The 17,429-nt window shown below is 38.5% G+C and carries 26 protein-coding genes and 1 pseudogene; 5 read left to right on the forward strand and 22 right to left on the reverse strand.

Translation table 11 applies throughout. From position 1 onward, the window contains the following. Positions 1-41: 41 nt before the first annotated feature. The 20 genes from D8804_RS05050 to D8804_RS05140 form a co-directional block, all read right to left on the reverse strand. Positions 42-491 carry a DUF1492 domain-containing protein gene (locus D8804_RS05050; protein WP_125399028.1) on the reverse strand — a complete coding sequence of 150 codons (450 nt, stop codon included), beginning with the start codon at positions 489-491 and terminating at the stop codon, positions 42-44. 328 nt (positions 492-819) lie between these two features. After that, positions 820-996: a hypothetical protein gene (locus D8804_RS10075; RefSeq protein ID WP_185774033.1), complete on the reverse strand. Its 177-nt coding sequence runs from the start codon at positions 994-996 to the stop codon at positions 820-822. Next, on the reverse strand, positions 993-1,712 hold the full coding sequence (locus D8804_RS05060; RefSeq protein ID WP_125399030.1) for a DUF1642 domain-containing protein: 720 nt from the start codon (positions 1,710-1,712) through the stop codon (positions 993-995). Before D8804_RS05060 ends, D8804_RS10075 begins: the two co-directional genes overlap by 4 nt. After that, the gene (locus tag D8804_RS10080) at positions 1,713-1,865 is read right to left on the reverse strand and encodes a DUF7204 family protein (RefSeq protein ID WP_185774034.1); all 153 of its coding nucleotides are present in this window, start codon (positions 1,863-1,865) and stop codon (positions 1,713-1,715) included. Between the two features lie 379 nt (positions 1,866-2,244). Continuing rightward, on the reverse strand, positions 2,245-3,645 hold the full coding sequence (locus tag D8804_RS05065) for a VapE domain-containing protein (protein ID WP_125399031.1): 1,401 nt from the start codon (positions 3,643-3,645) through the stop codon (positions 2,245-2,247). Next, positions 3,629-4,456, reverse strand: a complete 828-nt coding sequence (locus D8804_RS05070; protein ID WP_049493545.1) for a bifunctional DNA primase/polymerase — start codon at positions 4,454-4,456, stop codon at positions 3,629-3,631. Before D8804_RS05070 ends, D8804_RS05065 begins: the two co-directional genes overlap by 17 nt. A gap of 11 nt (positions 4,457-4,467) precedes the next feature. Further along, the gene (gene ssbA / locus D8804_RS05075) at positions 4,468-4,938 is read right to left on the reverse strand and encodes a single-stranded DNA-binding protein SsbA (RefSeq protein WP_125399032.1); all 471 of its coding nucleotides are present in this window, start codon (positions 4,936-4,938) and stop codon (positions 4,468-4,470) included. Then, positions 4,938-5,228: a hypothetical protein gene (locus D8804_RS05080; protein WP_125399033.1), complete on the reverse strand. Its 291-nt coding sequence runs from the start codon at positions 5,226-5,228 to the stop codon at positions 4,938-4,940. Before D8804_RS05080 ends, ssbA begins: the two co-directional genes overlap by 1 nt. Next, positions 5,228-5,938: an ERF family protein gene (locus D8804_RS05085; protein WP_049493541.1), complete on the reverse strand. Its 711-nt coding sequence runs from the start codon at positions 5,936-5,938 to the stop codon at positions 5,228-5,230. The genes D8804_RS05080 and D8804_RS05085 overlap by 1 nt, the downstream gene beginning before the upstream one ends. 11 nt (positions 5,939-5,949) lie before the next feature. Then, complete coding sequence (locus tag D8804_RS05090; protein WP_049479648.1) at positions 5,950-6,264, reverse strand: hypothetical protein; 315 nt, start codon at positions 6,262-6,264, stop codon at positions 5,950-5,952. Between the two features lie 11 nt (positions 6,265-6,275). Beyond that, a complete protein-coding gene (locus tag D8804_RS05095; RefSeq protein ID WP_049493539.1) occupies positions 6,276-7,451 on the reverse strand; it encodes a DEAD/DEAH box helicase family protein in 1,176 nt (391 codons plus the stop codon). After that, on the reverse strand, positions 7,420-7,884 hold the full coding sequence (locus tag D8804_RS05100) for a hypothetical protein (protein ID WP_049493537.1): 465 nt from the start codon (positions 7,882-7,884) through the stop codon (positions 7,420-7,422). The genes D8804_RS05095 and D8804_RS05100 overlap by 32 nt, the downstream gene beginning before the upstream one ends. Further along, complete coding sequence (locus tag D8804_RS05105) at positions 7,884-8,243, reverse strand: hypothetical protein (RefSeq protein ID WP_049493531.1); 360 nt, start codon at positions 8,241-8,243, stop codon at positions 7,884-7,886. Before D8804_RS05105 ends, D8804_RS05100 begins: the two co-directional genes overlap by 1 nt. Beyond that, complete coding sequence (locus D8804_RS05110; protein ID WP_049493529.1) at positions 8,243-8,725, reverse strand: siphovirus Gp157 family protein; 483 nt, start codon at positions 8,723-8,725, stop codon at positions 8,243-8,245. The genes D8804_RS05105 and D8804_RS05110 overlap by 1 nt, the downstream gene beginning before the upstream one ends. Further along, positions 8,718-9,440 (reverse strand): HNH endonuclease signature motif containing protein, encoded by a 723-nt coding sequence (locus D8804_RS05115; protein WP_049493527.1) that lies wholly within the window; start codon positions 9,438-9,440, stop codon positions 8,718-8,720. Before D8804_RS05115 ends, D8804_RS05110 begins: the two co-directional genes overlap by 8 nt. A gap of 13 nt (positions 9,441-9,453) precedes the next feature. Continuing rightward, positions 9,454-9,684: a hypothetical protein gene (locus D8804_RS05120; RefSeq protein ID WP_000252079.1), complete on the reverse strand. Its 231-nt coding sequence runs from the start codon at positions 9,682-9,684 to the stop codon at positions 9,454-9,456. Between the two features lies 1 nt (position 9,685). Next, positions 9,686-9,898, reverse strand: coding sequence for a hypothetical protein (locus tag D8804_RS05125; protein ID WP_049479655.1), 213 nt, complete (start codon positions 9,896-9,898; stop codon positions 9,686-9,688). Next, positions 9,895-10,089 (reverse strand): hypothetical protein, encoded by a 195-nt coding sequence (locus D8804_RS05130; RefSeq protein WP_049493526.1) that lies wholly within the window; start codon positions 10,087-10,089, stop codon positions 9,895-9,897. The genes D8804_RS05125 and D8804_RS05130 overlap by 4 nt, the downstream gene beginning before the upstream one ends. After that, on the reverse strand, positions 10,086-10,358 hold the full coding sequence (locus D8804_RS05135) for a hypothetical protein (protein ID WP_049493525.1): 273 nt from the start codon (positions 10,356-10,358) through the stop codon (positions 10,086-10,088). The genes D8804_RS05130 and D8804_RS05135 overlap by 4 nt, the downstream gene beginning before the upstream one ends. 74 nt (positions 10,359-10,432) lie before the next feature. Beyond that, the gene (locus tag D8804_RS05140) at positions 10,433-10,624 is read right to left on the reverse strand and encodes a DNA-binding protein (protein WP_001112858.1); all 192 of its coding nucleotides are present in this window, start codon (positions 10,622-10,624) and stop codon (positions 10,433-10,435) included. 296 nt (positions 10,625-10,920) lie between these two features. Here D8804_RS05140 and D8804_RS05145 point away from each other — a divergent pair, with 296 nt between their 5' ends. The 4 genes from D8804_RS05145 to D8804_RS05160 all read left to right on the forward strand — a co-directional run bounded on the left by D8804_RS05145 (position 10,921) and on the right by D8804_RS05160 (position 14,134). Beyond that, complete coding sequence (locus D8804_RS05145) at positions 10,921-11,304, forward strand: helix-turn-helix domain-containing protein (protein ID WP_049479658.1); 384 nt, start codon at positions 10,921-10,923, stop codon at positions 11,302-11,304. Positions 11,305-11,306: 2 nt separating this feature from the next. Next, positions 11,307-12,065, forward strand: coding sequence for an ImmA/IrrE family metallo-endopeptidase (locus D8804_RS05150; RefSeq protein WP_049493523.1), 759 nt, complete (start codon positions 11,307-11,309; stop codon positions 12,063-12,065). A 132-nt stretch (positions 12,066-12,197) separates the two neighbouring features. Continuing rightward, a complete protein-coding gene (locus D8804_RS05155) occupies positions 12,198-12,869 on the forward strand; it encodes a zinc ribbon domain-containing protein (protein ID WP_049493521.1) in 672 nt (223 codons plus the stop codon). Between the two features lie 122 nt (positions 12,870-12,991). After that, positions 12,992-14,134: a tyrosine-type recombinase/integrase gene (locus tag D8804_RS05160; RefSeq protein WP_049493519.1), complete on the forward strand. Its 1,143-nt coding sequence runs from the start codon at positions 12,992-12,994 to the stop codon at positions 14,132-14,134. Positions 14,135-14,300: 166 nt separating this feature from the next. On the opposite strand, the gene tadA is transcribed toward D8804_RS05160, so the two are convergent. Then, positions 14,301-14,768 carry a tRNA adenosine(34) deaminase TadA gene (gene tadA / locus D8804_RS05165; RefSeq protein ID WP_125399034.1) on the reverse strand — a complete coding sequence of 156 codons (468 nt, stop codon included), beginning with the start codon at positions 14,766-14,768 and terminating at the stop codon, positions 14,301-14,303. A gap of 265 nt (positions 14,769-15,033) precedes the next feature. Here tadA and D8804_RS10415 point away from each other — a divergent pair. Further along, positions 15,034-15,578: pseudogene (locus tag D8804_RS10415) on the forward strand (hypothetical protein). 480 nt (positions 15,579-16,058) lie between these two features. Here the strand turns inward: D8804_RS10415 and D8804_RS05175 are convergent. Further along, on the reverse strand, positions 16,059-17,345 hold the full coding sequence (locus tag D8804_RS05175) for an adenylosuccinate synthase (RefSeq protein WP_125399035.1): 1,287 nt from the start codon (positions 17,343-17,345) through the stop codon (positions 16,059-16,061). Positions 17,346-17,429: the final 84 nt, after the last annotated feature.

The raw sequence follows: 17,429 nt of genomic DNA on the forward strand, positions 1-17,429 counted from the left end.
GATACTATAATAGCACGATTGTTAGACCAGTGCGCTTCAACCTAGTTCACATTAGTTCGCATTAGTTCGCTTTTATCAACTACAACACCCAATTCACGGATTGCATCTTTCTTCTTTTTGTATAAAGTAGTCTTGCTGCATTGTAAAAATTCAATCATATCATACACGCTTGCTTTCTGAATATACACCATCCTTAAAATTGTTCGACTTGCAGGCTTAGGTATTTTATCAATCAATTTACTGAGCTCAATTCTTCGCTGGATAGCTTCAGCAGTTGCTTGCTTCATGTACTCTTTCAAGGAATCTTGCATGCTAAAAATATCGATGTAACGTTCATCTAATCGAACCTTCTGACCACCTTGAATCTTATCCATGTTCATTTTAGGACTAGAAAGTAAACTAGCTTCAAGATTAGCAAGTTCGTCTATTCGATTCTGTATCTCTTCATCCAAATTCTGTAGTTCATCAAGTAACTCTTTAGCCTTGTTCACTCTCTGTCTCCTTTGTGATATAATAATCTTAATAGGAATTTAGCTGAGGCGGACAGTGCCTTGGCTTTTTTTGTTTATCATCGGTTTAAAATCTTGACGACCTCATCGATTTTGAGAGGTACCCGAACATACTTCTCCTCGTGCGAAAGGAATTTAGGAATTTTAAAATAAATGATTGTTTGATTTGGTGCCACTTGTCTCATTGTATCAATGTATTTCACCAAATTGCTGTTAAAAGCAACATTACCTAACAGGATGAACCTTGGCAATGCCTGTCTAATCAACTTAGGTCTTCCTGAGTACGGATATTTACAAGGTTTCATGTTGGTCACCTCTCAATTCCATAGTATTCATAACCACATGAAACGCAGCAAAAACCGTAACTATTAAAATATTCATTAAATACTCCAATTTTGCTATCGCAAATAGGACAATGCGTTCTGCGATATCTTTCTTCTTTGTTCAGACTGTTCAAAATTTTCTTTTTGCGTTGACGTTTATTCATCGCTCCACCTCCTCGACTTCCACACCCTCGCAATCAAACACCCATCCGAAGCCGGCTTCTTCTAGTTCTTTCTTTGTGTGGCATGTGCGATATTCTTCGTTTTCTTCTTCGTTGCTAAAAGTCCATACACGACCGAATTTGAAATTCAGATATTCATATCCTTTAAAAACACCTTTCAACTTCACCAAATACCGCTTCTCTTTCTCAATCTCGTAGCCATCAAGCCAAGCGCGCGCATAAGTTTCTTGGTTTTCTGCATCCGCCAACCATTCAATGCACTCGTCAGATAAGCCATTTACTTCCCACACGCTGGGTTGCAATGCAAAAGATAGACTTACAGCAAAACTCTTAAACGTTTTACACTTTTTGATCCATTCAGCCACCATTTGCGGAACTATGACTTTCTCACGTTCAACCATGCCCTCAACTTTACCTTGCTCGTAGCCCTCTCGCCATTTTGAACAGCTAAAATCCTGTTCAAATTCGCTCATGATAGCCTTTAACCAAACCTCTCTATCATGCAATGGCAATTCTCGCAATCGTGCTAGTACGTTCTTTACGTAGCGTGGAGCTTCATCTGCGTGACCTGTTTCGGATTCGTCTAGTTGTTCAATTGATTCCAATATCCAATTTCTATTAATTGTGATTGTATCTGCGATAGGCCCCTCTGTATAAGGCAAAACCTCGATACGTTTAATCAGTTCCTGTTTATTCATTTATTCCACCACCTCCATCTTAACTTTATACATTCGATTCCCTCGATACTTGCTTTCTAGCTGAGCCTTGCATTTGGCAGCATCACCCACTTTCTTAAAGAAGTGAGTTTCGTCTACCATGTTGTCAAAAAATAATGTTACTGTGTATGACATTTCTTCTCCTATACTTATTAAAAAATATTTTTATTTCGTGAATACTTTTTACACGGTTACAGGTTACATCACTTTTCAAAAAACATATTTTATAAAAAACAAGAATGCTGTTATATCAACGTTTATAGCACTTGCTATTTTTACTTATTAAATATTTTATATAAATGATGTAACCTTACTAATAGACACCCTAAAACATCAGTAGTATCAACGGTTTAGGAGGGTTACATCACTTTTTTTAAAATTTTATCAAAAATAGCACTCAAACCATTGATATAACTGACTTTTCTTGCGGTTACATCAATGATGTAACCTGATGTAACCGAAGCACGATTTTTGACCATTTTTTGCCTAAAAGGTTACATCATTTTCACTAAGGTTACATCACTTCTGTTTGTATATTTTTTCTAAAATATGCACGTAGTGTCTTACCTTTAACCTTCTTTATTTTGTATTCCCAATCCTGATTGTTGTCCATAATCAACTTGATTTTCCTAGCAATCTTTTCACCTCTCGCACTATCAATGTCAAAAACATTCTTTAATATCTGTTTGGCAGACACACTCGATTGAAGCTTCACACCTTCATATATCAGACCAGACTCATTGCGATAGCTACCATCATTGAAGTAGCACCAGGTATATTGATATTGCTGAGAAACTGAAAAGTCTTCCCACTCTTCCGGGACTAGCATTTCAAGATAATCGTAGACCTGTGATTCTGCCTCATCTTTATAAGTGAAACGCTCCTTATAGACCGCAAGCTCATTTTCGAACTCATCATCAAAGGTAAGCATAAATCCTTTTTTGTAGATGGCAACTGCTTCACCCCAAAGCTGGAGTACATCATTATCCGTCATATCAAAAGGTTTTACAAACTGTTGTCCTGCATCCACCAGTATGGGCAGAAAGCGCCGTTCACCAGTCTTGTCTCCCAGGTACTCAATTTTATTGCTTGTCCTTGCGATCACAAAGTTTTTAGGGAATTTTTCGGCCCTGCGACCGTAGGACCTACGGAAAGAAAGTTCTGTTTTAGTCACGAAGGCTTTGAGTTCGTCAAAAGTAGTCTTCCTGGAAGCAACCATCTCATCATCGTTGACGATCAGTGATTTCAGCATAATCTCATAGTTGTCCTTGTCCATAAAATCTTTAGCCGAATCAGTGTACCAATCAACAGCTATCTTTTGCAAGAAAGTGGTCTTACCAGCACCTTGACCACCTACCAAATCGAGCGTGTAGTCAAATTTAACCCAGGGATTAAAAACCTTAGAAACCGCACCAACAAAGAACATAACAGCTATTTTCTGAACGAAGATGCTATCCTCTGCACCAAGCCAAGTTTGAAATACCTGGGCAAGTCGTTCTTTATGATCCCATGACTCATAAGCATTTTCCATATATTCTTTAACCGGATTATAGGTCTTTTCTGCAAAGAATGCTTCGATACCGTCCCTTAATGCTCCAGCCTTGAAAACTGTCTTGAAGTGATTCTCCAAATATACGCTTAGGTAGGATTCAAAGGCTGAAGGTAGCTGCCCCTTCCTCAACTGGATAGCATCCAGTTTTACGTCCTCCACGATTTCGTGTTCACCAGTAAATTCATTGTGTCTGAGAAAGTCGTTGAGCTTGTTATCGCTCTTCATTGCAAGAAGAACATTTCTGGGACTGTCAGCCACAATCGATTCAATCTCAATCTGTTCACCTTCTTCGTTTAAGATTTTTTTCTTTCTGCGCGAAAATTGCTTGATTGAAATATTCGTAACATCACCTATTATGGCCACCCCCCCTCATGTGTTTCTTGATCATGGATTCAACAGTCCTACTTAATTCTTTGTGACTAAGAGGCTCTACCGAATTGTTATTGGCTGTTTCTGCTAGTTGCAGTATACAGTTCGGTTCTACTGACCTGCTCAAGAGTCCGCCTACAAATTTTGCAAGTGTATCATTTCTGCTGCCTTCATCGCCGAAGCCTAGGACAACCATTTCAAATAATTCGGTTGTCCTGTTTCGCTTACCAGCACCTTTACTGATTTGGTAGTAGATATTATCCAGGTCGCTACCTGGGTTCTTTTTGTTGTATTCCTTCTTAATAGCCATGACAAGTGCTCGACTAGCAGTAACCATCGTGCCACCCTCTTTAGATTTTTCTAAGTCCCAGGAATATTCTCCTTTTGGGGTCTTAGATGGAGCAACTAAAACATAGTTATTTGGATGCGCCTTGATATCGACTCCAGGTAGAAAGCCTATCATTTGAGTCATAGACACATCAGGATGTTTAAAGTAAAAGATATGTTTGCCACCACTTGCAGTTCTTGCCTGCAACGTTGGAGTTATCAAGTTCAGATGTTCCCAATTGGCCAAGCTCTCGTATCCGTTATGCTTACCGTGTAAGTCAATATCGATTACGAAAAATTTGTCAGTCCGAACAGCAATATTGCTATCCGGATACTGACTCCAAAAATCCTCAATTTCTTGCGCAGTCAAAGCTGGTTTATCAGCAAATTTGATCATCGGTTGCTTATTCGAAGGACTAATAGGAATAACCGAAAATCCTTTTTTCTGATAAGCCAAGGCATGTTCTTTCATTCCCATTTAGTAGCTCCTTAGAACGGCAAATCATCATCTGAAATATCCAAAGGATTTGTTGAACCGAATGGATTTTCATCACGTGAAAAGTCTGGTACTGAATTTGTAGGTGCTGCATGATTCGCAGTTGGTGCAGAATAAGCCCCACCTGTATGACCTTCACGAGCACTACGGCTTTCCAACATTTGGAAATTCTCAGCCACGACTTCTGTTACGTAGACACGTTGTCCTTGCTGGTTATCGTAACTACGAGTCTGGATACGACCTGTGATTCCGATAAGAGAGCCTTTTTTAGCCCAGTTAGCAAGATTCTCAGCCTGTTGGCGCCACATAACGCAGTTGATAAAGTCAGCTTCGCGCTCGCCATTTTGACTCTTGAATGTACGGTTTACTGCAAGAGTAAAAGTCGCAACTGCTACATTTTGAGGAGTATAGCGAAGTTCGGCATCTCGGGTCATACGCCCTACGAGTACAACATTATTGATCATTATTTTATTACCTCCAAAATTCTACTGAACGTACTCTCATGAAATGAGTATAATCCAGGGTGATTTCTCTTCAAAGGCTTGATAATTTTAGTAACAATTTCTTTTAAGGACATATCTGAAATTTCAAGCCAAAAGAAATCGTTTTTAGTGTAGTTGTAAACACAATCAATTTCTCCGTGCTTATAACATACACCCCAAATCTCACCTTGATGCTGATAAACCAGGATCTTATCATAATAAGCGATCTGTAATTCAATCGGACGTTTGCGCCCCAGTTCCGTATATCCCATTATTCAATACCTTTCGCTTTCTTCGCATCTGCGATAATCTTCTGAGCTTCCTTCAATCGATCAGCTGGAATGCTTTCAGGTTTATCAACACCCATTTTATCGATGAACCATTTTCCAATTGTTGCAGCAGGACTCCCTGTAGCTTCTGCCATATTTTTGAGTTCTGTCCGAATGGCTTTAGCCTGTGCCCCTGTAATGGTTTTGGCTCCATTACTTTTAGATGGAGCATTAGCCGGTTGCTCTTGCTTACTATTTGTTTTTTGAGCTGATTTTTGCGACGTACGGCCTGCTTGGCTATTCTGATTGTGATATTCATCCGTATCAGGATCCTTGTTGTCATCGATCATAAAGAGTCCGTTTAGCGCGTATTTACGTGCATAACTTGAAGCCGCCCCTGTAACCTGACTACCATCCATCCCTTTTTTGCTATCATCTTCTCTAGCATATGCTGTAGTCCCAATGGTTTCACCAACTGCATACAAAGTAGCAGTTGCTTCAACATAGTACCTGTCACCGATTTGCACAATTCCATCTTGCAAAATCAATACTGCATCGTGTTCCTGTAAGATTGGCTTCAGCGCTTCTAGGATGTCCTCAGCGCTTCGATAGCTATACTTCCCAAAACTGTTATACTGGCCTTTCGGAGCAACCAAACTCTGCTGGATGCTCTGTAAAGTGACAAAGATTGGGGATTGTTGTTTTGTTACCATAAATCCCCCTCTTATAAACTTCTCAATAGATCAAACAAACCAATATTTTTATTCTCGCGCTCGATTTTTTGAACATCGCCACCATTTGGATAAGTTAGATCAAATGTAGCCTTAACCCGAATAATCTCCATTCCGTGTACTTTAGCCAATGCTTTTAGCGCTGTTTTCTGTTCAAGATAACAATCATATGGCATTGTAAGAGCACCTCGAATATCATCCACAAAACCGGCCTGAGTAGCTAATGAAGAACGCTTGTTCTTGAGTTCATTTAAAAAATGTCCGCTTTGTTTGTCACGCATTACAATATAATCACTTGAAAGTTTCATTTTGATTCTCCTTAAAAATAAAATTCAATGACACGCACGTCATGCTGTTGACGGCTGCCTGTTACTCGCCACAGAAGCTGGCGATAATCGTCATAATCACCGTCAGACGGACTGACAGGATCTAAAATTACAATAGTCTTAAATTTATGTTGTAGACCATCCACACCCACACCCAACACCTGGCTCGTGGCTACAACGTTTGTCTGTTCAAGAGAGTCCTTCTTATCTCCTGTCCAAATACCAATTTCTGGATGACGTTCTCGAATGACCTCTACAATCTGCTTAGATTTGCTGACTATCAACATTTCTGTCTTACTAGCCAGCAGAAGATCCAATTGAAGTAGCATTGGAGTATCTGCATTAACAGCCTTCAACTTTGGGAAGTCAACCTCAAATCCTGTCTGGATTAAATATCGTTCAAAAGTCTTTCGACCAAATGTTTGTTTAGCCATGGCATATTTACCATTTTTCCCAACGATGTTCAATTTTCTAAATTGATCTAATTCCTCCGGATTTGCTGTTAGACACCAGATAGGTTCAAAGACAACTTCAAATCCGTTGTTTTCTTCGGCCTCCTCAATATCTTCTACTTCTTCCCAGCGGAAGAAGTTGGGCAGATTACTTACATAGTTTTCATAATCTCGAAAGTCATCCCATTCTTGCTTAGAATAGCTGAATTTGGAATACTTCATCTTGCCGTGGGCTAGTTGCCAGTTTTCCCTTTGATTAGGATCAGCCATCCCAAAAAATGTTTTTTCTAGAGGGTAAAAGTTTTGCCCCTTCTTCCTGATCGGGGTTGCAGATAGTCCAACTGTATAGCCACGTTTGACCTTGCGATAAGCCTTCACGTTGGCATCACTAGACATGTTCTGCCACTCGTCAATAATGAACACATCGCACCCAATAGACTCACCGCTTGCAAGTCTGTTCTGCAATCTGCGGTCCGTCATGGTTTCTAATTCAAAATCAGTATTATAGCCTAAATTTTTATAGGTACTACTCCAGCCATCCAGAATGGCCAACCGATTATTGATTACTAGGACTTTTTTAGCCCCCTTGTGCTTCGCTATTTCAAAAGCACAGATTGTTTTACCACGTCCACCGTATGCCTCAAGGAAAATCCCAGGACAATTACGGTCACTTCTTTTGACTGCTTCAGCTTGCCATTTGCGTAATTCGATCGCCAATATCCACAATCACCTCCTCAATATCGTTCCTCTGGGCATAGAAGAGCCCAAGTCTTGCGGCTGCCCTCACATCGTTGTGGTGACTCTTTTCAAAGGACCATAGTCCAAGAGCTTTCAGCAAGTCATTTGGTATATCTGTCTGATAACCTGCGTTACGTTGCAAAACTAAGTCCGGATAACATAGTTCGATAGCTGCAATGGTCTCAACTACTGAGTTGTCCCTGGAATAATCATTATCCCTAACCTCAAATTTTTCAACGACCACTATATCAAACTCAAGACTGCGACCAATCTCTTTAAACCAGGCTTTAAAGTTTTGAGCGCCATAAGGGACTACCCAATAGTCAACAAGTTTTGCATTATCCAACAAGACAATCCCTGTTGTTGAGGTTTCAATTTTATTACTGCTTGGGTCAATAGATAAAATTTTCATCAAAAACCAACTTTCTCAGTCAGCACTCCTGGATAAAGGGCAGTGTTAAACCAATTTTGTTTATTTACCTTTGCAAAGGCAAATAGCGATTTAACTTCTTTTGCTTGCTTCTCAAATTTTCGAATATCTTCTTCCGATTCAAAGATAGGTTTTTCTTTGTATTTAGCGACTGTGACCAGCTTGTACTCCGGAGTAAACACCGGCTTTTCATTTCCCTGATCAAGATTCGTTTCGTCTACTTTCACAAAACGTATCGCAACATCGAATAGAAATCCTTCTGTAACAAGCACTTCAATTGATTCTGGTCCAATCACAACTGCTAGTGAATCCGTTACTCGTGTTTTATTCATCAATTCCATTACTTAATCACCAACTTTTCTGTCCGGACAAGTTCCGCACCTTTGACTTTCTTGCCAGATTTAAGCAACTCTTTGAGTGTTTTTTTGTCTGGCGCAAGCGTCACTTTTTTTGTAAAATATTTTTTCGGAAGGTCATCTTCGTTGACCTTGACTGATTCTGGATTCTTAGCAATTTTTATAATCAGGGCACCACTCTTGACTTCGGTTTGACCTGTGACATTCATAGCTGTCATAATGTTATCTTTAACATAATCCAGCTTTTTCTGTGCCGCCTGTTTCTTGGCTTTGAAGCTCTCTTCCTCAGCCTTGTACATGGCCACGTCGGCTTCTAGATTCTTGATAACATGGGCATATCCTTCGGCTTTCTGTTCGAATTGTTCTTGCCAATCGATGGCCTCAAGCGTGTCTGCTTTTGTTTCGTCATCGATATCCAATTGGTAAATTGTTAGGAACTGACCTGTTAGTTCGTATAAACTAGCCATTTTTTTCTACCTCTCTGATTTTGTTTGTAAGTTTTGTTAGTCCAATACCAGATTTGGTCAAATCAGCGTTGGACGTGAATAGATGATTTTGATTCATTCTAGCGATTTCATTTTTAGATAAACATGCCAGGTTTGAAATATCATAGTTTGTTTTATCGCCGTCCAGAAAAACAATTGAATACCCTTTTGGTATTGGCCCGTGATGTTCTTCCCAGACTTTACGATGTTTCAAGACCCATTGATTAGGTTCTCCAATCTTTTCTTTCGGATAACCGTCTGTTGTGTAGTTGATAGTGCCGACAGGTACATAATTTGGAGGTCGATTACCTTTTTTGAACTGCCCGCTGTTTTTTGGCATATTGGGGTATTTCTTTCCCTTGTTATGAGGAGTTTGACCTTTTTCAAATCTTCCCGTCAAACCACTATGTAGATTATTATTTCTCCGGTAACTCTTAATCTGTTTCTCCGTTAGCGATAAGCCAAATTTTTGGTTCATTTCATTTGCGACATCACGAGAAATCTTATTTTTTTGGATTGACACAAGATAATCGTGTTGCTCCTTTGTCAGCAGTTTACCTTGATATACTTTTCCAACTGGTAACCCTAAACGTCTGCGTACTTCTCCTATTTGAGTCTTGGTATAGGTCGTACCAAATCTCTCATTTAATAACCTGGTTACTTCAGGAGTTAATCGACCAGGGCATATTTCATGCATGTACTCCGTGTACTCATCCTTCCAGCAAAGCGATCGGGGCATTGACTTCACCTACCTTGTCTTTGAATTTTTCAGCATCTAGCGCCAACTGGCCAGCTTGAAGGATTTGGCCAGAGATAGCGACCATCTGTTTTGATCGTTGAAGCTCGGTCTTTAATTCATCAGCAGTAAGATCCCTATCATCCAATGTTTCTAGTTGGGCAAAGAGAGTATTAGTTAAATCTGTCAATTTATTTCGGACCATTTCAAACTCCTTCTTCTACACCTTTTGCAAGTCCTTCCGGAGGTTGCACATCATAAGTAAATTGCTTATCTGATTTCTCCAGGTTCATACGTGCAACATTGTTAGCTATTTGCTGACGCTCTTTTTGCTTCATTTCAGCGTGGTCATCCAGCGTATTTACTAGCGACCATAGACCGATTCCTACGATTGTTACCAGGTAAATGTATTCCATCATTTTACATTCTCCTTTTCCTTGCAGATTGCTACGATTTTTTCAAGATCAGCAATACGCTGATTGGCATTTTGAAGTTTTTCTTGTGTTTCAATCAGTGATTGATTGAGGTCCAGAGCGACCACTCTCCAGTCCAGATTGGTTTCTTCGACCTCTTCCGAAAAGTAGTTTTTAATTCTTGTTAGTAGGTTCATCCGACTGACCTCATTTTCTTGCTTTTAACCATTTCTTTTTTCCAATCTCGACTGCCTCTGTATTGCAGGTAGGCATCAAAACCTTTAATCGTGACAAGTTGGCCATCATTCCTAAGATGCTTCTGTTGGCTAGGTAGCTTCTTCATCTCGCGTCTCATGTCTCCCGCTTGTCGCTTTGAGCATCCAAAGATGTGTTCTAATTCTTCATCATTAGCAGAGACTTTTTCAATGATCACATCTTTAATTCTTACAATTTCAACTGCTTCCATTTTTGCTCCTTTCGTGATATAATTCAGTTAGTTATTTTGATATGCGCCTGACTTCTGTTAGGTGCTTTTTTGTGCTACTCAATCCCATAGTCTTCAATAACCTGAAGAATGAAACTGTTCGCTCGTGGACCTTTTGTCGTCCCACTTAGAATGTTTGTTACTTCCTGTCGCTTAAAGCCATAAGCAACCGCTAGAGTTGTCTTTTTAATGCCTTTCTCTTTTAAGAAAGCATTAACCTTTTCACGACCGTTTGCGATATCTGGCATATGCGTTCCTCCTTTTTACACTTTATGTAAATAAGAAACAACTAAATTTTTAACTATTTTTCTGCATTACACTTGACAACTCACACCAAATTGGCTAAAATGAAAGCATAATAAAAACAATGATAAATCTATAAATACCGTTCGCCAAAACATTTTTATATTTTATTTTCTTAGTTGTTTTTTTAGTTATTTCTTACTTACAAAAAACATTTTACACCATTTGGGATAATTAGTCAATCTTTTTACACCAAATTTGTTAAATTTTTTTGTAATGTCTTAGAAAGGTTGATTTAACAATGTTTGAGACATTTGAAAAAATTAAAGAATTAGCAAAAAAGCGTGGAAAAGCTCTTGGGCAAGTCGAAGAAGACTTGGGTTATGGCAGAAATACACTGTATAAGATAAAAAACTCTACGCCAAATGCTGAGCGTATCGCAGAAATTGCTAACTACTTCAACGTATCCACCGATTATTTACTCGGACGGACAGATAATCCTGCTATTGCAAAGGATGACAAGGAAAATGCATATCTTGGTCCAGCTGAGACTGAACTTGTCGCAGCGTTCAGAAATCAGACCCAGAACATGACCGAGGAAGAAAAGGTTCGTTTTAATAAGGCAATTGAAAGCTTGATGGTAACCGCTAAAACCCTGATGGACGATGACAGTAAGTGGAGGTAATTATGGCTAGAGAAATTATTTCCCGTAGACAGTACATCCAACACTGGGATTACGCCGTCCCGGTGATCGAAGCAGTTTCTCGACAGAATAATATTCCACTTGAACAAGTTACTTTTCAGCACATTATCCGTTACTTTGAACAGACTTACAACCTTCATTTTATCTTCTTTGAAAAGGACCCGTTTCCTATGCTTCCTTCAGCCGGTCTACTTGGGTCTGAATACATTAGATATCGAGGGCTTGTCAATCATCCAGATGTTACCTACTTGGATGATATCATCTGTAAACATAATGACGGCTTTACCATTTATAGCAAAGAAAAAGAAAAGTACCTTGTTTATATCAATCAAACACATATCAAAAGACGGGTTATCTTTACCATTTTGCATGAATTAGCCCATATTGCAGCCCATTTTAGCACGGGCCGTTCTGATGAGGTCGCCCTCGCTTGCGCTAACAACTATCAGAGCAATCCGCTAGAAATAGAGGCTAACACCATGGCCTCTCTCTTTTACATCAATAATGAGCGCATGGTCTGGCACCTCAAAAACAAGCACTCATACGAGCAAATTAAACAAGCAAATACAATCAGCGATAACGCCCTTTTTAATCGATTAGTTGATTTTGTTCATTATCGGATATTGAGCTATGATGAATATTTGTTGGACGATCAACAGCAACGACGAGTAGCTATTGACCTCGTTACAAAATACAAACAAGGGAACAATATCTTACAACAATATTATGATATTGACGTGTAATGTTAAAAGCAGATGTGATAGCTGGTGTATTGTGGCGAGGTATTGAGAAAAATAAAAACCCATAACCTCGTCGGCTATGGGTAGAAAAAAGAGCATAAAGGATTCTAAATAGTTATTATTTTGGAGGTTATTATGAAATTTTGTCCTGAATGTGGCAATCCAGTAGAAGGTTACAAGTTCTGTCCTAACTGCGGTTATTCTATTGCTAACCAAGAACCAACCGAACAAGCTCAGCCAGTCAATAAAACGGCTTCTCCATCTCCTGCTCCACGAAGCAGAAAAACGGACAAAGTCGGACCACTTGAGATCGATAGATATAATCGTACCTATCGTATTCATGGATCTCAAAAAGCAAAAGGCTCTTCTGGATTGGTCGGAGGAGCTATTAAAGGCTCGGTAAAAGCAGGGCTTGCAATGGGAACGATGGGATTGTCTTTGATACCGCCCTTGATCAAGAAAGATAAGAATGACACAGATTGGTATTCGTTCGAGGATTTAGTATCGTACGAATTGATTATCAATAATCAAACGGTTGTTTCTGGAGGAGTTGGTCAAGCATTGATTGCAGGCGCTATGTTTGGTGCGATTGGCGCTGTCGCAGGCGGTATTGTTGCAAAAAGAAAATCAACTTCTAAAATTTTAAACATGACAGTCCGTGTAACCTCAAATGACTTCACTAAACCAGTCGTATTTATTGACTTGATTAGAAAGCCAGTAAAGAACACTTCGAAAGAGTACAAAGAAGCAGTCGAAAACGCTCAGCGAATCATGGGAGCATTGGACGTTATCGTTCATAATTCGTAAATAAAAAAACCCACACTCGCAAAGTTTGGCGACTCTGAGTGTGAGGAACTTACGTATAAGAAACAACCATTCAAAAGGTCGTTTTCTTATACCCATTTTAACAAAAAAGTGAGGTAAACGCAATGTGGATGGAAGAACTTCCCAACGGAAAATACAAATTTTTTGAGCGATATAAAGATCCATATACTGAGAAATTAAAAAAAGTTTCAGTGACCATGGAGAAGAAAACTCCCCAGGCAAGAAATCAAGCTGCTATCTTGCTGCAGGAAAAGATAAAACAAAAGTTAGGAGAAAAACAACATTTTGTTTCTGATATAACTTTTGAAAAACTATATGAGGAATTCGAGGAGAATTGGAAACACGGTGTTAAAAATTCAACAGTCTATGCTTCAAAAAATGTAAAAAAAGAGATTTTAAAGCAGATAGAGGGCGACTACCTAGTTAGAAATATTGATAGACGTTTATTACAAAAAGTAATAGATCAACTATTACAAGACGGGAGATCTCATAACTATGTTTCTAAAATCAAGTTCAAGCTCAATCAGATAATGAAATTCGCTGTCAGAATGAATTATATTGATACAAATGAAATGCTATTTGTTGAAATGCCTAGAAAGGTAATTACAACTGACGATCTCAGAAAGAAAAATACAAAATACTTAGATCAGAAAGAGTTTAAGTTGTTTATACAAAATTTAAAAGAAGAGGCCCTTTGTGATTATCGAATCATAAAGTATATCCGAATAGCTAAAGTTCTTTTTCTTACTGGCATGCGATATGGAGAGCTTGCTGCTTTAAATTATAAGGAGGATATAGATTTTTCTAAAAAGACCATTCACATCAAACATACATACGATTTCAGACAAAAAGAGAGAACTACACCAAAGACAATCAAGTCTGATAGGGTTATAACAGCACCTCAAAAAGTGTTAGACATCATCAAAGAGCAGATAATAGAGAATGCGACAAATGGATTTGATACAGATTTTATTTTTATAAATACTTTAGGAGAGCCAATAACAAATGCCCGGGTTATTGGTGCATTGAAAAGACATGGCCAGAAAATTGGCATAGATAAGAACATCACTACACATATGTTCAGACACTCTCATATATCCCTACTTGCTGAATTAGGTATCCCCTTGACTGCTATCATGGACAGAGTAGGGCATAGCGACTCAAAGACCACACTAGAGATTTATTCTCACGTTACCCAAAAAATGGTATCAGACATATCTAGCAAGTTAGACAAGATAAAACTTTAAATTGTGCCCCTCGTCTGCCCCTTTTTCTTATACAAGACAAACAGAAACCCCTTAAAGTGTTGATTTTAAAGGGTTTTTAAAGTGTACGAAAAAAGAGCACACAATCACGCAGAACTGTTGCTCCACTGTTTATTATACCACATTCCACTCTGTTTTGAAAGAGAAATTATTTTTTCCGTCGAGTTCGGAAAAAGTCCTGCATAATCGCTGCACACTCACTCTCCAAAACTCCCGTTTCAACCTCTACACGATGATTGAGACGCTCATCTGTCAAAATATCGTACAAGCTCCCAGCTGCACCAAATTTCTGATTTTTAGCCCCGTAAACCACGTTTGGAATGCGGGCAAGTCCAATCGCCCCACTACACATAACACAAGGCTCAATGGTCACAAAAAGCGTACAATCTAGCAGACGCCAACTCTCTTCACTCGCATTCGCATTCTCTATGGCCATGATTTCTGCATGCATAACCGCCCGTTGCAACTCCTCTCGCGCATTATGCCCACGACCAATAATCTCTCCATCCTTGACAATCACACAACCAATTGGAATTTCATCGTTTTCCAGAGCAATCTCTGCCTCTTTCAAGGCCTCTCTCATAAAAGCTTCTTTTTCTTTAACTGTATAATTCATAGCTTCTCTCTTTTCCTGCTTATCAATTCTATCATTATAGCATGTTTTCCTAGACAAAAAAAGAGCTCTATAATATTTACACTGACTAACTTTAGATAGTATTAAATCGCTGGATTGTAGAAATAATGTTTTAAAAAGAGTATAATATTAGCAAAATTGATAGAAAATCAGAAATCATGAACTTAAAATAATGGAGATAACTGACATAGAAAGTTCAAGAGATGAATATACTGAAATTTATACAATAAACAATATGAAAGGGTAAATGATGAAATTAGAGTTATTACTGGATAAACCAAAATTTACCTTAATGTTTCCATATAAAAATCAATTTAATAGAGTAGGGGGACCATTCATGATATCTTTATCTGTTATGATTCTCTGGATTCTAAAGCATCTGATATCCTATAATACCGATTTTACAGACAAGATTATTATAGCAATTGTACTGATTTATGTTCCACTTCTTCTATGGTTTATGGGGTATTATCTCTTCATAAATGGAGTAAAATTAGAAGTTCATAAAAACAATACTATTCAGTATTATACCTATAGTAGCAGAGGCCTCAGCGTATTACATTATCAATTTAAACTTCAAGATATCGAACAAATAACCATTAAAAAGCGTCCCTTTAATTGTGCAAAGTTAACCATGAAAATTAGAAATCCTATTTTTTAGAAGGATATGAGAAAAATCTAAATAAGCTAATAAGTGTCAGTATCATCACAAATAAACTGAAAGCAGATGTTTTTATGCACGAAATGAACCAAATTCAAAATGACAAATCAGGAAACCAAGTTATCAAATAAGCTAATTTACAAAAAATTTAATTTTATCTAACTTATAAATTCTAAAGAAAATAGTTCACTGAAGAGGCTGGGATCAAAAATCCCAACCTCATTTTTGCTTAGTTATATACCTATAATTTATTAGTAGATTAAACTATTTGTTGGTATTTTAGAATTAAAAAACTCCTTTAAACAAAACTTCCTTTCTCTATCCACAACCTTAACCAATCTACCGAATTGTTGAAACCATGAAGTTCTAGGTCTATCAAATTAAGACTTGGTCTAGAGATTTCTGTCCCACTGTTTTTTTCTTTATCTTAAAAAGTCAAGTAGAAGCCTGTATAGGACTTATGAACTAAAAAAGCCACCGAATGCGGTGACTTAATAGGGAGATTATTATGAAAAAGAAAAGTTTAGGATATTTGTTACAACAAGTTAGGAGGTCTTCTTGTAACTGTCTATAGTATACCCAATCTATCTTAAACAAATCTTAAAAATCTATTACGACCAAACACTTTCTAAAATATTTGTTTGTTCACGACCGGGACCTACTGAGAATGTCGAGATGCGAACACCAACCAACTCGCTCACACGACGAACATAGTTACGCGCATTCTCAGGAAGATCTTCCAAATTACGAACTCCAGTAATGTCTTCTGACCAACCTGGCAATTCCTCGTAGATAGGTTTGCAACGTTTTAATTGCTCAAGACTAGCTGGGTAGTGGTCGATACGTTGACCATCGAGATCATAAGCCACGCAGATTTTCACAGTATCCAAACCGCTCAAAACATCAATAGAATTCAATGAAAGATTGGTAATCCCAGATACACGGCGACTATGACGCATCACAACTGAGTCAAACCAACCCACACGACGTGGACGGCCAGTTGTTGTACCATACTCATGACCTACTTCACGAATGCGATCTCCCACTTCATCAAACAACTCAGTTGGGAAAGGTCCGTCACCTACACGACTCGTATAGGCTTTACATACACCTACAACCTTGTCAATCTTACTTGGGCCAACACCAGACCCAATTGTCACACCACCAGCGACAGGATTTGAAGAAGTAACAAATGGATAAGTACCTTGGTCAATGTCCAACATGACACCTTGTGCACCTTCAAAAAGCACACGTTTGCCATTATCAAGCGCATCATTCAAGATAACAGATGTATCTGTCACATACTGCTTGATTTGTTGGCCATATTCATAGTATTCTTCAAAAATGTCGTCAATTGAAATAGGAGTACTATCATACAATTTTTCGAACAGACGATTCTTTTCCGCAAGATTACGTTCTAAACGCTCACGAAAAATGTCTTTATCCAAAAGATCCGCAATACGAATTCCAACACGAGCAGCTTTATCCATATATGCTGGACCGATTCCCTTGATTGTGGTACCAATCTTATTGTCACCCTTAGCCTCTTCTTGCAAACGGTCTAATTCAATATGATATGGCAAAATGACATGTGCACGATCAGAAATACGCAAGTTATCAGTTATCACACCTTCACCATGAAGATAAGTCAACTCTTTTACTAGAGATTTAGGGTTTACAACCATCCCGTTCCCAATGACAGAGATTTTTTCAGGGAAGAAAATTCCAGATGGAATCAAGTGCAACTTAAATTTCTTACCATCAATCACAATCGTGTGACCAGCATTATCACCACCTTGGTAACGAGCAATCACTTCTGCATTAGCTGAAAGAAAATCTGTAATTTTCCCTTTACCTTCATCGCCCCATTGGGTACCTACAACAACAACTGAAGTCATAATAAAATTCGTCTGAGCTACTAGGAGCTCGTCCTTTCTCATATACATGGCAGGAGTTTCACCTGCAATCATATCTTACAATTT

The sequence above is a fragment of the Streptococcus oralis genome, assembly GCF_003944215.1.
GTDB classification, from domain to species: Bacteria; Bacillota; Bacilli; order Lactobacillales; family Streptococcaceae; genus Streptococcus; species Streptococcus oralis_BI.

Coding starts and splice junctions, on each gene's coding strand:
- D8804_RS05080 (WP_125399033.1), bottom strand. CDS start 5,228: ATGGGATATACGGAACTGGGGCGCAAACGTCCGATTGAATTACAGATC.
- D8804_RS05105 (WP_049493531.1), bottom strand. CDS start 8,243: ATGGAATTGATGAATAAAACACGAGTAACGGATTCACTAGCAGTTGTG.
- D8804_RS05110 (WP_049493529.1), bottom strand. CDS start 8,725: ATGGCTAGTTTATACGAACTAACAGGTCAGTTCCTAACAATTTACCAA.
- D8804_RS05120 (WP_000252079.1), bottom strand. CDS start 9,684: ATGGTCCGAAATAAATTGACAGATTTAACTAATACTCTCTTTGCCCAA.
- D8804_RS05070 (WP_049493545.1), bottom strand. CDS start 4,456: ATGGGAATGAAAGAACATGCCTTGGCTTATCAGAAAAAAGGATTTTCG.
- D8804_RS05140 (WP_001112858.1), bottom strand. CDS start 10,624: ATGCCAGATATCGCAAACGGTCGTGAAAAGGTTAATGCTTTCTTAAAA.
- D8804_RS05085 (WP_049493541.1), bottom strand. CDS start 5,938: ATGGTAACAAAACAACAATCCCCAATCTTTGTCACTTTACAGAGCATC.
- ssbA (WP_125399032.1), bottom strand. CDS start 4,938: ATGATCAATAATGTTGTACTCGTAGGGCGTATGACCCGAGATGCCGAA.
- D8804_RS05115 (WP_049493527.1), bottom strand. CDS start 9,440: ATGCATGAAATATGCCCTGGTCGATTAACTCCTGAAGTAACCAGGTTA.
- D8804_RS05175 (WP_125399035.1), bottom strand. CDS start 17,345: ATGACTTCAGTTGTTGTTGTAGGTACCCAATGGGGCGATGAAGGTAAA.
- D8804_RS05135 (WP_049493525.1), bottom strand. CDS start 10,358: ATGGAAGCAGTTGAAATTGTAAGAATTAAAGATGTGATCATTGAAAAA.
- D8804_RS05155 (WP_049493521.1), top strand. CDS start 12,198: ATGAAATTTTGTCCTGAATGTGGCAATCCAGTAGAAGGTTACAAGTTC.
- D8804_RS10075 (WP_185774033.1), bottom strand. CDS start 996: ATGAATAAACGTCAACGCAAAAAGAAAATTTTGAACAGTCTGAACAAA.
- D8804_RS05150 (WP_049493523.1), top strand. CDS start 11,307: ATGGCTAGAGAAATTATTTCCCGTAGACAGTACATCCAACACTGGGAT.
- D8804_RS05160 (WP_049493519.1), top strand. CDS start 12,992: ATGTGGATGGAAGAACTTCCCAACGGAAAATACAAATTTTTTGAGCGA.
- D8804_RS05100 (WP_049493537.1), bottom strand. CDS start 7,884: ATGAAAATTTTATCTATTGACCCAAGCAGTAATAAAATTGAAACCTCA.
- D8804_RS05125 (WP_049479655.1), bottom strand. CDS start 9,898: ATGATGGAATACATTTACCTGGTAACAATCGTAGGAATCGGTCTATGG.
- D8804_RS05145 (WP_049479658.1), top strand. CDS start 10,921: ATGTTTGAGACATTTGAAAAAATTAAAGAATTAGCAAAAAAGCGTGGA.
- D8804_RS05090 (WP_049479648.1), bottom strand. CDS start 6,264: ATGAAACTTTCAAGTGATTATATTGTAATGCGTGACAAACAAAGCGGA.
- tadA (WP_125399034.1), bottom strand. CDS start 14,768: ATGAATTATACAGTTAAAGAAAAAGAAGCTTTTATGAGAGAGGCCTTG.
- D8804_RS10080 (WP_185774034.1), bottom strand. CDS start 1,865: ATGTCATACACAGTAACATTATTTTTTGACAACATGGTAGACGAAACT.
- D8804_RS05130 (WP_049493526.1), bottom strand. CDS start 10,089: ATGAACCTACTAACAAGAATTAAAAACTACTTTTCGGAAGAGGTCGAA.
- D8804_RS05060 (WP_125399030.1), bottom strand. CDS start 1,712: ATGAATAAACAGGAACTGATTAAACGTATCGAGGTTTTGCCTTATACA.